The sequence below is a fragment of the Rhodococcus sp. YH1 genome (assembly GCF_009939605.1).
Lineage (GTDB): Bacteria > Actinomycetota > Actinomycetes > Mycobacteriales > Mycobacteriaceae > Rhodococcus > Rhodococcus aetherivorans.
In genome coordinates, this window is the sequence record NZ_WVTE01000061.1 from 1 (window position 1) to 12,160 (window position 12,160).

Annotated in this window: 11 protein-coding genes; 6 read left to right on the forward strand and 5 right to left on the reverse strand. The window is 71.1% G+C overall.

From position 1 onward, the window contains the following. Nucleotides 1-61 precede the first annotated feature (61 nt). Nucleotides 62-286 carry a hypothetical protein gene (locus AIIKEEIJ_RS06490; protein WP_139310946.1) on the reverse strand — a complete coding sequence of 75 codons (225 nt, stop codon included), beginning with the start codon at nucleotides 284-286 and terminating at the stop codon, nucleotides 62-64. A 178-nt stretch (nucleotides 287-464) separates the two neighbouring features. Between AIIKEEIJ_RS06490 and AIIKEEIJ_RS33595 the strand changes: the two genes are divergently transcribed. Next, nucleotides 465-3,260, forward strand: coding sequence for an AAA family ATPase (locus tag AIIKEEIJ_RS33595; RefSeq protein WP_202916654.1), 2,796 nt, complete (start codon nucleotides 465-467; stop codon nucleotides 3,258-3,260). On the opposite strand, the gene AIIKEEIJ_RS06500 is transcribed toward AIIKEEIJ_RS33595, so the two are convergent. After that, the gene (locus AIIKEEIJ_RS06500; protein WP_161995240.1) at nucleotides 3,233-4,192 is read right to left on the reverse strand and encodes a LysR substrate-binding domain-containing protein; all 960 of its coding nucleotides are present in this window, start codon (nucleotides 4,190-4,192) and stop codon (nucleotides 3,233-3,235) included. The two genes, AIIKEEIJ_RS33595 and AIIKEEIJ_RS06500, sit on opposite strands and share 28 nt — an antisense overlap. 37 nt (nucleotides 4,193-4,229) lie before the next feature. Between AIIKEEIJ_RS06500 and AIIKEEIJ_RS06505 the strand changes: the two genes are divergently transcribed. Both AIIKEEIJ_RS06505 and AIIKEEIJ_RS06510 read left to right on the forward strand, forming a co-directional pair. Further along, complete coding sequence (locus AIIKEEIJ_RS06505) at nucleotides 4,230-5,195, forward strand: EamA family transporter (RefSeq protein ID WP_202916655.1); 966 nt, start codon at nucleotides 4,230-4,232, stop codon at nucleotides 5,193-5,195. Then, a complete protein-coding gene (locus AIIKEEIJ_RS06510; RefSeq protein WP_065922995.1) occupies nucleotides 5,192-5,872 on the forward strand; it encodes an NAD(P)-dependent oxidoreductase in 681 nt (226 codons plus the stop codon). The genes AIIKEEIJ_RS06505 and AIIKEEIJ_RS06510 overlap by 4 nt, the downstream gene beginning before the upstream one ends. A 34-nt stretch (nucleotides 5,873-5,906) precedes the next feature. Here AIIKEEIJ_RS06510 and AIIKEEIJ_RS06515 read toward each other — a convergent pair whose 3' ends face one another. After that, nucleotides 5,907-6,386: a hypothetical protein gene (locus AIIKEEIJ_RS06515; protein WP_006931977.1), complete on the reverse strand. Its 480-nt coding sequence runs from the start codon at nucleotides 6,384-6,386 to the stop codon at nucleotides 5,907-5,909. 272 nt (nucleotides 6,387-6,658) lie between these two features. Between AIIKEEIJ_RS06515 and AIIKEEIJ_RS06520 the strand changes: the two genes are divergently transcribed. Further along, on the forward strand, nucleotides 6,659-7,891 hold the full coding sequence (locus AIIKEEIJ_RS06520) for a MalY/PatB family protein (RefSeq protein ID WP_161995236.1): 1,233 nt from the start codon (nucleotides 6,659-6,661) through the stop codon (nucleotides 7,889-7,891). Here AIIKEEIJ_RS06520 and AIIKEEIJ_RS06525 read toward each other — a convergent pair. Then, nucleotides 7,862-10,003 carry an NAD(+) synthase gene (locus AIIKEEIJ_RS06525; RefSeq protein ID WP_161995237.1) on the reverse strand — a complete coding sequence of 714 codons (2,142 nt, stop codon included), beginning with the start codon at nucleotides 10,001-10,003 and terminating at the stop codon, nucleotides 7,862-7,864. The two genes, AIIKEEIJ_RS06520 and AIIKEEIJ_RS06525, sit on opposite strands and share 30 nt — an antisense overlap. Nucleotides 10,004-10,204: 201 nt before the next feature. On the opposite strand from AIIKEEIJ_RS06525, the gene AIIKEEIJ_RS06530 reads away from it, so the two are divergent. Continuing rightward, entirely contained in the window at nucleotides 10,205-10,909 is a 705-nt protein-coding gene (locus AIIKEEIJ_RS06530; RefSeq protein ID WP_202916656.1) for an ANTAR domain-containing protein, read from the forward strand. Between the two features lies 1 nt (nucleotide 10,910). Here the strand turns inward: AIIKEEIJ_RS06530 and AIIKEEIJ_RS06535 are convergent, their stop codons facing one another. Further along, nucleotides 10,911-11,657 carry a Mut7-C RNAse domain-containing protein gene (locus tag AIIKEEIJ_RS06535; protein WP_006931970.1) on the reverse strand — a complete coding sequence of 249 codons (747 nt, stop codon included), beginning with the start codon at nucleotides 11,655-11,657 and terminating at the stop codon, nucleotides 10,911-10,913. Nucleotides 11,658-11,770: 113 nt separating this feature from the next. Between AIIKEEIJ_RS06535 and AIIKEEIJ_RS06540 the strand changes: the two genes are divergently transcribed. Further along, nucleotides 11,771-12,160: oxidoreductase (locus tag AIIKEEIJ_RS06540; protein ID WP_443217092.1), on the forward strand; the 390-nt coding region annotated here is incomplete at its 3' end.

Genomic DNA, 12,160 nt, shown 5'->3' on the forward strand with positions numbered 1-12,160 from the left:
GGGTGTCTCGTTGCGGCGGGCCGGCCGGGCCGGCTCGCCGCAACGAGGGGTCGACCCGGTGTCAGACGAGGCAGACCACGAACAGCGGCACTCCGACGACCGGAACGAAGAGCAACGGAACGCACACGACACCGAACGGGCCGAGGACCGCCGGCTGGACGGATTCCGCGATCGGGGCAGGCGCGGTGGGGATGGCGGGGGCCGCTGTCGCGGCACCGGTGCCGAGGGCGATCATGGGGGCCATGGCGGTCGCCGCTACCGCCGCGCGAAACGTAGTCCTGCTCATGGTGTTTCTCCTCGCGTCGCGTGCCGCGACCGATACGCGCCCACGGCACGGAAATGGATCGGCTGTATATCAGCATCGCCGACGAACCCGACGCCAGGCGACGGGGAAAACCCTGCATCGCGACGACTCGGGCATGGCCACGTACCGACGGGTCTCGTTTCGGTCGAGGCCGGCCCCGATGCTTCCATTTCGGTTGAGAAGAGGGCGCCGGCCCCCACCCGGGGGCTACGGTGAAGCTGTGCTGTTCGGGCGGGGACCGGAATGCGCACGCATCGATCGGCTGCTTGCCGCACTCCGGCAGGGAGCGGGTGGAGCAGTGGTGCTGAGCGGGGAAGCGGGAATCGGCAAGACCGCCCTCCTCGACTACGCCCGCGAGCATGCCTCCGGGCTCGGGGTGCTGTCGGTGACGGGTGCGGAAGCCGAGGCCCCGATCCCCTTCGCGGCGCTCGAACGCCTGCTGGCGCCGGTGCCGGGGCCCATCGCGTCGCTGCCCAGGGTGCGCCCGTTGTGCGGCTCCACCGCCCGCGAAATTCCCGGGCCGGAGGACCGATTCGCGATCTACGCCGGATTCTTCCGGATTTTGACAGCGGCCGCACGCAGCGCGGCACTGCTGGTGGTGATCGACGATGCGCAGTGGCTGGACCGGCCGACCCTGGACGCCGTCGCCTTCGCCGCTCGGCGGCTCACCACCGAGCGGATCGGGATTCTGGTCGCCACCCGCGAGCCGCAGGGTCCGGCCGGCGTCGAGACGTCGGTGGTGCGGGGTCTCGGCGACGAGGCGGCCGGTCAGCTGCTGGCCGACCTCCTGGGCCGGCGCCCGCCGGACGACGTGGTGGCGGCGGCGGCCGCACAGGCGGGGGGCAACCCGTCGGCGCTGCTGGAGCTGGCGGGCACTCTCTCGTGCGACGAACTCACCGGAACCCGTCCGCTGCGCCTCCCGGTACGCGCCGGGTCGGCCGCGACCCGCATCTTCGGTGCGCGCATCGCCACGCTCGACGACGCGACACGCCGAGCCCTCCAGGTCGCGGCGGTGGCGGCCGACGACGGGTTGCCGGTGGTATCCGCCGTCCTGGCGCACCTGGGGATCGCCGGCGGTGCCCTGGGAACGCTCGAGGACACCGGGTTGACGTCGTTCGCGGGCGGCCGGTTGTCCTTTCCGCATCCGTTGATCCGCAGCGCCGCGGTATCCGATCTCCCGCCGACGCGGCGGCGGTCGCTGCACCGCGCAGTGGCCGAGATGCTCACCGATCCAGCGCAGCAGGACCGACGTGCGTGGCACCTGACCGAAGCCACCCTCGCCCCGGACGAGGGCACCGCCCGGGAATTGGAGCAGTCCGCGCGGCTGACGTCGGAACGGCGCGGGTACGCGGCCGCCGCGGTCGTCATGGAGCAGGCTGCCGCGTTCTCCGCCGACGAGGCGGGTACGGCCCGGCGTCTCTGCGCGGCGGCCGACGCGGCCCGGCGCGCGGGCCGCAGCACGACCGCGCTGCGGCTGCTGGACCGATCCGACGACCACACCACCGATCCGGCCCTGCGGGCCGCCAGCGCCGGCGTCCGCGGACGGGTCGAACTCCACACCGGCGCAGCGTGTATCGCACGCCGGGTGTGGGAGACGGGCGCCGCGGACATCGGTCGACGAGACCCGGCGCGAGGCGCCCACCTGTTGGCCATGGCGGCCGAGGGAGCACTCGTCGCCGGCGAGCCCGAGGGGGCACTGCGGCTCGCTCGCCGGGCGATCCGGTCGGCGCCGCCCCGGGACACCGACACGACGCTCCTCGGCTCGCTCGTCATCGGCAGCGCGTTGTCGTTGTCCGGCAACCCCTCCGACGGGATGCGCTGGCTGCAGGATGCGGCGGCGCTCGCGCGGTGGGGCACCGACGCCGACGTCGAATGGGTCCTGTTCGCGGAGCTGGGCGCGGTGGCCTGGCACGGGGAGGACGGCGATCCGCGGCAGGTGCTCGACCCGCTGGTCCACCGGCTCCGGGCCGAGGGCGCCTGGGGACAGTTGCCCCTGGCGCTGTACGTCACGGCGCTGGCCGACAGCCGCCTCGGACGCCTGCACTCCGGTCGTCGCGCGGCCACCGAGGCCGTCGAACTCGCCACCCGCACGGGCGATCTGCTCGCGCTCTGCGCGGCGCTCGGATGCCTGGCGGAACTCGAGGCGCAACTCGGTGACGAACAGGCCTGCCGGGCGCACGCCGCCGACTCGTTGCGGATCCGCGAGAGGACCCGTCTGGGCGAGATGCACCGCGACGCCCTGGACGGACTCGGGCTGCTGGAACTGAGCCTGAATCGGCCCGACCGTGCCGTCGACCATCTGGAGGAGGCCAACCGGCGACCGTCCGGGTACGCGGACGGTCTCCTCGTCGCGCGAGCGTCGTCCGCCGACCTGATCGAAGCGTACGTCCGATCAGGACGCGACGTGCCGGACGCGGTTCGCGAACAGTTGCGGCTGCTCACGGAACTCGCGCTGCCCGATGCCCTCGGAGCCCTGATCTGCCGTGGCCGGGCACTGATCGGCGACGACGCAGAGTACGACACCTGGTTCACCAAAGCCCTGCAACTACACGCACGCTCGCCGTCCCCGTTCGACACCGCCCGGACCGCGCTGTGCTACGGCGAACGGTTGCGCCGCGCCGGGCGCCGGCGCGACGCCCGCAAGCATCTGGAGACGGCGTTCGACGCGTTCCGGCACATCGGGGCCCGCACGTGGGCCGCACAGGCCGCGACGGAACTGGGCGCCGTCGGCCGGCCGGTCGACGCGCCCGCCGCTGCCGCGGGACACCGGCTCACCCCGCAGGAGCTCCAGGTGGCCCGGCTCGCCGCCCGCGGCGGCACCAACCGTGAGATCGCCGAGCAGCTCTTCCTCAGCGTCAAGACCATCGAAATGCATCTGGGACGGCTGTACCGGAAACTCGGCATCCGGTCCCGCACCCAGCTGGCGAACTACCTGCGCGACAACGTCCTCGCCTGAGCATCCGACTCCCAGGACGATGGTCGCATCGGAATAGGTTGGGATTTCAGTCGATTCGATGCCATCTGAGAGTGCAATGCGTCCAGGAATGCCACCGCGGCGGGCGCGGGGTCGAAGTCGCTCCAGGCGAGGTATTCGACTCGGGTCGGCCCGTCGCTGACGGGCACCTGGACCAGGTTCGGGTTCGAGGGGACGAAGGCGGGGGGCAGCAGCGCGACGGCGAGGCCCTGTTTCACGAGGTCGAGGATCAGATCGGTAGACATCGATTCGAAGGTCACCTCGCGCCGGAGTTCGGCAGCATCGAAGGCCCGGTCGCTCTGTGCGCGCCCCTGCGTCCCGGCGGGAAAATCCGCGAAGGTCTCGTCTGCCAGATCGCGTAGGCGCAGGCGGCGCCGCCCCGACAGTCGATGATCAGCGGCGAGAACGGCAACGAGACGTTCGCGGGCCAACTCGATGAACCGGACACGGTGAGGGGTGGTCGCGTCAGGCAGGCCCAGCACGGCGATGTCGACCTCGCCCGCGCGGATCGCGGTCACGAGTTCGTCGCTGCCGCCGTTTCGAAGCGCGATGCTCACCGCCGGGTGAGCGCGGTGGAATTCGCCCAGCGCAGCGGGAATGTCGATGGCGGTCACGGTGGGGATGACACCGATCGTCAACGGGCCACGGATCTGCCCTACGGTCGCTGCCGCGTCGGCGGCGGCACGCTCGGCGGCCTCCAGACTCGCCCGCGCCGCGGGCAGGAACGCCGCCCCGGCATCAGTGAGCTCGACCCGACGGCTGGTCCGAGCGAACAGCGGCACGCCCAGCTCTTGTTCGAGCGCCTTGATCTGGTGACTGAGCGCCGATTGGACGACGAAGCACTGCTCGGCCGCTCGGGTGAAGTTCTTCTTCTCTGCCACGGCGAGCACATACCTCAGTTGCTGCAACTCCATCCATCTATCGTGCATCGCGATCGTTGTGATGAAAAGCATGTGTTGGACTCATCAACCGAAAGGGCACGACAGTGGTGGGGTGACTACGACGACCACTTCTCCGCCCACGTCACCCGGCCCGGTGACGAATCGTGCGGCGCTCACCGCGGCGACCGCCGTGGCCCCGGTGGTGTGGGGCACGACCTACCTCGTCACCACCGAACTGCTGCCGCCTGACCACCCCCTGTTCGCCGCGCTCATGCGCGCTCTGCCCGCAGGCGCACTCGGCCTCCTGCTCTCCCGCACGCTTCCGCGCGGGGCATGGTGGTGGAAGGCCGCGGTGCTGGGCGCCTTGAACATCGGCCTGTTCTTCCCGCTGCTGTTCCTCGCCGCCGAACGACTGCCCGGCGGAGTGGCCGCCACTCTCGGGGCGACCCAGCCGATCCTCGTCGCCGTCCTCGCCGTGATCGTTCTGTCCGAACGCCTCTCGCTCTGGCGCCTGGGCTGGGGCGTCGTCGGCGTGATCGGGGTGGGGCTGGTGGTGCTGGGCCCCGGAGCGATGTTCGACCCCGCCGGCATCATCGCCGGTCTGGCCGGTGCCGCTGCGATGGGAACCGGCGTCGTTCTCACCAAACGGTGGGGCCGGCCCGAGGAAGTCAGCGCGATCGGCTTCGCAGGTTGGCAGCTCACCGCCGGAGGCCTGGTGCTGCTGGCCCCGACGCTGTTGTTCGAGGGGATTCCCAGCCGAATCGGCGCCCCCGCCGTGGCGGGCTACCTCTGGCTCGGCATCGTCGGCGGGCTTCTCGCCTATTCCCTCTGGTTCAACGGCCTGCGCACCCTGCCGGTCACCGCGACGGCTCTGCTCGGACTGCTCTCCCCACTCGTGGCCGCCGTCCTCGGCGTCGTCGTGGCAGGAGAAACCCTCAGCGCACTCCAACGTGTCGGCTTCGCGTTCGCCCTCGCAGCGCTGGGCGCCGGACAGGTCATCCCTCGTCCCCGTACGAGGAAAGGACTCCCGTCGTGAACATCACCGTCATCGGCGCCACCGGCATGGTCGGCTCGCGCCTCGTCACCGAAGCCGCCGCCCGCGGGCACCGCGTCACCGCCGCCGCCCGGCACCCCGGTACACACCCGACCCCCGCCGTCACTCCCCTCGCTGTCGATGCCGGCGCACCCGGGCAACTCGAGGCCGCACTCGCCGACGCCCACGCCGCGATCCTCGCCGTCCGTGCCGCTCCCGGCCAGGAGCAGACGATCGCACCGCTGACCACCGCAGTTCTGGACGCGGCAGGCCGGGCCGGCGCCCGTCTACTCGTCATCGGCGGGGCCGGGCCCTTACGCTCACCGCACAAGGGCGACCTGTTGGTCATCGACGATCCGAACTATGTGCCGATCGAATGGCGAGCGATCGCCGACGCCAGCGCCACCCAACTCCGCACCTGCGTCCAGCACCCGAACCACCGCTGGACCTATCTCAGCCCGCCCGCGATCCTCGAACCCGGTACCCGCACCGGCACGTACCGCCGGGGAACCACCACCCTGCTCACCGAGCCGGACGGCACCTCCCGCATCACCGCCGAGGACCTCGCCGTGGCCGCCCTGGACGAAATCGAGCGCCCCGGCACCGACCGGCACTTCACCGTTGCGCAGAACTCCACTGTTCACGCCGCCACATCAACGTCAGGGGTCAGGAGGGGCTGACAGCCCCGATTACGGCGCGCGCACTCTTCAATCGTCATCGGCGGTGCCGGCGCGCCGCCGACGAGTCCGCCCAGTGCTCCCACGCCGACTGACGCGTCATCCCCACCAGCTCCCCCACCTGCGCCCACGAGGCACCCTCGGCGCGCAGGCGCCGTACCCCCTCGTCCACCACTTCGGTCAGGGCCTGCTGTTCGGCCGCCAACCGGTCGAGCTGCTCGAGCGCATCGAGCACCGCCGCCTTCGCCGACACCCGATAGATGTGGCGCACCCACTCCTCCTCGAGCTTTTCCCGCGTCAGGCGCCCCGGACGCAACGCCTCGCCCGAACCGACCCGCACCGCCGTGCTGCCCAGCCAGTCACAATGCAGACACTCCGCCCGCCACGCGCACGCCCCCACCGCAACCCCGCCGGCGATCGGCACCGGCCGCCCCGCCTCGTCCTCGATCCGGATCGTGCCGACATACGGCCCCTCCCCGGGTACCAGCAACTCCCACTCCGGCAACCGCCTCGCCATGTCGTCAGGCTCCACCCATCCCGCAGGCGCCGTCAACCACACCCCGTGCCAGGTGCTGCGCGACGGGACACAGGCCCGCCCGGTCCAGTGGTCGGGTGGCAGCAGTCGGCACGGCAGGCAGGCGCTTTCGAACGTCGATCGACCACTCGCGGAGTCCACGGGCAGCTGCGGACGAAGGCGGATCGGATTTCGGGTTCGCTTCCGTCCGGTACGCGGCACGGGCACACTCACTGCATGGACTGCTCGGGGGACCCCCGTTCCGGGACCGTCCGATGACCGGATTGCCTCCGGCATCGGAGGCCCGGTATCCCGGATTCGACGATATCGAGATCGGCGATCTCGTCCGTCGCACCGGGGTCAAGTGGGCACGTGCCGTCCGCGCGGGCGCCCTACCGGCCTGGGTGGCCGACATGGACTTCCCGATCGCCCCCGAGATCCGGGACGCGCTGTGCGAGTCGGCCCGGTCGGGAGAACTCGGCTACCCCGATTGGCTCGGCGGTACCCCGCTGCGTGCGGAGTTCGCCCGGCGGATGCAGTCCCGATACGGATGGACGGTCGACCCCGCCGACGTCCGGGAGCAGACCGATCTCATCCAGGCCCTGCAACTGATCCTGCACCTGCACACCGAGCGCGGCGACGCCGTCGTGATCCAGACTCCGAACTACCCGCCATTCCTCGCCACCATCGCGGCCATGGGCCGCAGGACGGTCGAATTCCCGTTCGCCGACACACAGGACGGGTGGCGGCTCGACTTCGAGACGCTCAGGGCGTCGCTCGCCGCCGAGCGCCCGAAAGTGCTCGTCCTGGTCGATCCGCACAACCCGACCGGACGCGTCCACACCCGTTCCGAACTCACCCGCATCGCCGAACTGGCCGTCGAGTTCGACCTTCTCGTCGTCAGCGACGAGATTCATGCGGAGCTGATCTACGCGCCGCACCGGCACATCCCGTTCGCGTCGATCAGTCCGGAGGCGGCGGCTCGGACGATCACCGTCACGTCGGCCGGAAAGGCCTTCAACATCGCCGGACTGCGCTGCGCCGTCGCGCACTACGGGTCGAAGCAGTTGCTCGCCGTGCGGGACGGCGAACCGCCCGACCTGTACGGAACCGTCTCGACCCCGGCGGTGCTCGGCACACTGGCCGCATGGCAACGCTGCCAGAGCTGGCAGGACACGCTGCTCCGAGTGCTCGACCGCAACCGGCGACGTGTCGACACGGTCCTGCGCGAGCACCTGCCGGAAGCCCGCCACCATCTGCCGGAAGCCACCTACCTCAGCTGGGTCGATGTCTCGGCTTTCCCCGTCGACGATCCGATCCGCCGGATCCGGGACCTCGGCCGGGTGCTGGTCGACGGCGACAGACCCTTCGGAAGCGCGGCAGCGGGATTCGTGCGGATCAACTTCGCCACGTCGGCGGCTGTCCTCGAGCACATCCTCGACGGCATCTCGGCGGCGATGCGCGGGCGACGAGCCGTCTCACCGCTGACGGAGTTCCTCGGAACCTGATCCGCCCCGGTCCTCCGGCACCTCCCGATCGAGTTCGTCGAGCCAGATGCGCGCGGACGCGTCGGAGGGCGCACGCCAGTCCCCGCGCGGTGAGAGGGACCCCCCGGCGGCGACCTTCGGCCCGTTCGGCATCGCGGACCGCTTGAACTGGCTGAAGGCGAAGAACCGCTGGACGAACACACCCAGCCACCGCCGGATCTCGGGCAGGTCGTACTCGCGGCGGGCGTGCCCGGGATGGCCGGACGGCCACTCCCCGACGCCGGCCTCGTGCCAGGCCTGCCATGCGAGGTAGGCGATCTTCGACGGCCGGAACCCGAAGCGCAGCACCTGGAACAGGAAGAAGTCGTGCAGGTCGTAGGGACCGATCGTGGCCTGGGTGCTCTGCGGCGTCTCCCCCTCCTCGACGGGGACGAGCTCGGGACTGATCTCGGTGCCCAGCACGGCCTCGAGGGTGGCGCCGACCTCGTCGTCGAACTGCCCGGACGAGACGACCCAGCGGATCAGATGCTGGATGAGCGTCTTCGGCACCCCGGCGTTGACGTTGTAGTGCGACATCTGGTCCCCGACGCCGTACGTGGACCAGCCCAGCGCGATCTCCGACAGGTCGCCCGTCCCGAGCACCAGGCCGCCGCGCTGGTTCGCGGCCCGGAACAGATAGTCGGTGCGCAGCCCGGCCTGGATGTTCTCGAACGTGATGTCGTAGACCCGCTCGCCGCGCGCAAACGGGTGACCCAGGTCCTCCAGCATCACGCGCGCGGCACGGGTGATGTCGATTTCCTCGAGCGTCACCCCGAGCGAGTGGCACAGCCGGCGGGCGTTCTCCCGGGTCCGGTCGCTCGTCGCGAACCCCGGGAGGGTGAAGGCGAGCACGTCCTCGCGCGGACGGCCGAGGCGGTCCATCGCCTTGACGGCGACGATGAGCGCGTGCGTGGAGTCCAGTCCGCCCGACACGCCGATCACGACCTTCGGACCGCCCCGCGTCGGACCACTCAGCGCACGCAGGCGCTGCTCGAGCCCGGCGACCTGGATGTTGTACGCCTCGTAGCAGTCGTGCTCGAGGCGGGCCGGATCGGACGGCACGAAGGGGTATCGCTCCACCCGGCGCCGCAGCCCGATGTCGGTGAGCGGAGGCGCGAGGGTGAACGCGATACGGCGGAACGCGTCGAGGCGGGCCGCGTGATGACGCCGATTGTCGTCGAAGGTGCCCATGCGGGTGCGCTCGTTGCGCAACAGTTCGAGGTCGACGTCGGCCACCGCGTGCTGTTCGCCGCGCGGGAACCGCTCGGTCTCGGCGAGCAGCATCCCGTTCTCGTACACCATCGCCTGCCCGTCCCAGGACAGGTCGGTGGTGGACTCCCCCGATCCCGCCGCGCAGTACACGTAGGCGGCCAGGCACCGCGACGACGCCGAGCGAGCCAGCAGGTGACGGTCCTCGGCGCGGCCGACGGTGATCGGGCTGCCCGACAGGTTCGCCAGCACCGTCGCGCCGGCCAGGGCGGCCTCCGCGCTGGGCGGGATGGGGACCCACATGTCCTCGCAGATCTCCACGTGGAGCACCAGGCCGGGAACGTCGGTGGCCTCGAACAGCAGATCGGGACCGAACGGTGCGTCGTGACCGGCGACCCGGACCGTGCCGCTCGCATCGTCCCCCGGCGCGATCTGCCGGCGCTCGTAGAACTCCCGATACGTCGGCAGATACGACTTGGGGGCGACCCCCAGGACCCGGCCACGGTGCACGACCGCGACGGCGTTGTAGATCCGGTGCCGATGCCGCAGCGGCAGGCCCACCAGCAGGACGGGCAGCAGGCCGGCCGAGCCGGCGACGATCTCCGCCAGCGCCCGCTCGGCCGCCTCCAGCACGGTGTCCTGCATCGACAGGTCCTCGACCGAGTACCCGGTCAACGTCATCTCGGGAAACACCGCCAGCCCGACCCCGTCGTCATGGCAGACCCGGGCGGCCCGCAGCACCGCCGCCGCGTTGGCCGCCGGATCGACGATCGTCGTCGGCGTCGCGCAGGCCGCGACCCGCAGGAAGCCGTGGCGGTAGCTGGACCGGAACTCAGGTCTCGCCGCGGGGACGGGGACGTCCCGAGCGCCGGCTTCGTCGGTCATCGCGCTGCCTCCTTCTCCGTCGCCCGCGCCCTCGCGGCGCCCGGATCGCGTGATCGAATCCTAGGGATCCGGCGGCTCGACGCCACTCGGCGACGTGGAGCGGTCCGGATCCGGACTTTCGCGGCATCATCTCGGCGTTTCGGGGAACACTCAGTACAGACGACGGAAACTGGGCCCGTCCGCGCGGCACAGGGGGTGGTGATGGCCTACCGGCACAGGGAATTCGTCGCTGCGCTGTCGAAGTTCGCGCAGCGCCTCCTCACCCCGTACGAGGTCGACGCCGCCCTCGCCGCAGTCGTCCGCAAGGTGACCACCGTGCTCGAGCTGTCGGGAGCGGGAGTGACTCTGCACATCGACGGCCGGCTCCGGTTCGTCACCGCCGCCGGCGAACAGATCGAAGCGATGGAGCGGTGCCAGGAGCGATTCGCCGCCGGACCGTGCGCGCACGCCTTCGCCCACGGCGAGACCATCGCCGTCTCCGATGTGCGCCGCCGCGACGATCTGTGGCCGGAGTTCGCCGCGGAGGCGCGACGGCGGGAGATCGCCGCCGTCGCCGGTGTCCCGATGCAGCTCGGCGAGGTCAAGGTCGGCGCCCTGGACCTCTACTGCCGCGAGCCCCGGGAATGGGCCGACGACGAGCTCGCCGCCGCGCAGGTGTTCGCCGACATGGCCACCGGCTACATCGTCAACTCGGACAAGCTGCGCCAGCAGGAGCAGCTCTCCGCGCAACTGCAGACCGCGCTCGACACCCGCATCGTCGTCGAGCAGGCCAAGGGCATTACCGCCCAGGCCCGCGGCGTCACGCCGGCCGCGGCGTTCGAGCTGATCCGCGCCTACGCGCGCCGTCATCAGGCGCCGGTGCGCGCCGTCGCGCAGGCGATCGTGGACGTCGGGTTGCGCATCTGAGTCAGACCTCCGCCGCGATCTCCCGGACGAGGGCGACCAGCTTCCCGTGATGCGACCCGGCCCAGTAGATGCGGCCGCAGTCCGTGCACCGGGAGAACTCGTCGTAGAAGCGGCGGGTGAGCGGCTCGAGCCGATCGAGGACCTCGTCCTTGGGCACCGGGTCGAGCCGGCCGTTGCAGCGCAGGCACCGGGTGAGCGGGGCGAACCGCGCCGCGAGATCGAGCCGGCGGACGACCTCGACGATCTGCTCGAGCGGGCGGTCGGCGTGCACGAACAGCCCGTGGGTGATCTCCCGGCGCTCGAGCAGTCCCCGGTCGCGGGTCAGCAGGATCCGCTGATCCGCACGCCCGATCCTCGCCAGCTCCGCGTCGTCCATGTCGGACGTCCAGATCACGTCGAACCCCAGCAACCGGAGCAGGCGCGCCAGCCGGCCCAGGTTGACGTCGACCACGAACCGGGGGTCACGCAGGGGAACCGGGCGCAGCCGGGTGATCGGCTCGATGTCGAGCGCCTCGAACAAGGGATAGACCGCTATGCGGGCGCCCGAGTGCGGCCGGTACGCGAAATCCACCGGCTCGCCGTCGACCACGATCAGATCGACCTCGGTGTGCGGTATGCCCATCGCCTCGACGACGTCCTTGACCGTCTGATGGGCACGGAACGGCCGCCGCACCGCGATGCCCCGCGACTCGGGCGCCACGAAGTCGTTCAGCTCGGCGTACGCCCGGACCTCGACGTGGCCGGTCATCGGACCATCTTCGCGCGCAGCATGACCCGGCACAACCGCCGCGGCGGGCGTGACGCCGGTCGCAGTCGGTCACGTTCGGGAATCGCGGGTACGCCAGCCCGGTTGCGCCCGACATGGATTTGTTTACACCTGTCACCCTCGGAGACCTCGAACTCGCCAATCGCGTTGTCATGGCCCCACTGACCCGGCTGCGGTCCGGCGCCTCCGGCGTCCCCGGAGACCTGGTGGTCGAGTACTACCGGCAGCGGGCGAGTGCCGGGCTGATCATCGCCGAGGGCACCTATGTGAACCACGAATCGCAGGCCTTCGTCGGCCAGCCGGGGATCGTCACCGGCGAGCAGGTGGCCGGCTGGCGGCGGGTGGCCGAGGCGGTGCTCTCCGGATCGCTGCTCGCGTCGTGCGCAGTGGTGCTCATCGCGTCCGGATGCGGGGAGAGTGTCCAGGGAACGGCCACTCCGGACATCGACCGGGAGGATCCGCTCGTCGTCATCGAGACCGCACTG

Bases quoted from the DNA above. Each gene is read 5' to 3' on its own strand.
- AIIKEEIJ_RS06490 (WP_139310946.1), bottom strand. From the start codon at position 286: ATGAGCAGGACTACGTTTCGCGCGGCGGTAGCGGCGACCGCCATGGCC.
- AIIKEEIJ_RS33595 (WP_202916654.1), top strand. From the start codon at position 465: ATGCTTCCATTTCGGTTGAGAAGAGGGCGCCGGCCCCCACCCGGGGGC.
- AIIKEEIJ_RS06500 (WP_161995240.1), bottom strand. From the start codon at position 4,192: ATGGAGTTGCAGCAACTGAGGTATGTGCTCGCCGTGGCAGAGAAGAAG.
- AIIKEEIJ_RS06505 (WP_202916655.1), top strand. From the start codon at position 4,230: ATGTGTTGGACTCATCAACCGAAAGGGCACGACAGTGGTGGGGTGACT.
- AIIKEEIJ_RS06515 (WP_006931977.1), bottom strand. From the start codon at position 6,386: ATGGCGAGGCGGTTGCCGGAGTGGGAGTTGCTGGTACCCGGGGAGGGG.
- AIIKEEIJ_RS06520 (WP_161995236.1), top strand. From the start codon at position 6,659: ATGACCGGATTGCCTCCGGCATCGGAGGCCCGGTATCCCGGATTCGAC.
- AIIKEEIJ_RS06525 (WP_161995237.1), bottom strand. From the start codon at position 10,003: ATGACCGACGAAGCCGGCGCTCGGGACGTCCCCGTCCCCGCGGCGAGA.
- AIIKEEIJ_RS06530 (WP_202916656.1), top strand. From the start codon at position 10,205: ATGGCCTACCGGCACAGGGAATTCGTCGCTGCGCTGTCGAAGTTCGCG.
- AIIKEEIJ_RS06535 (WP_006931970.1), bottom strand. From the start codon at position 11,657: ATGACCGGCCACGTCGAGGTCCGGGCGTACGCCGAGCTGAACGACTTC.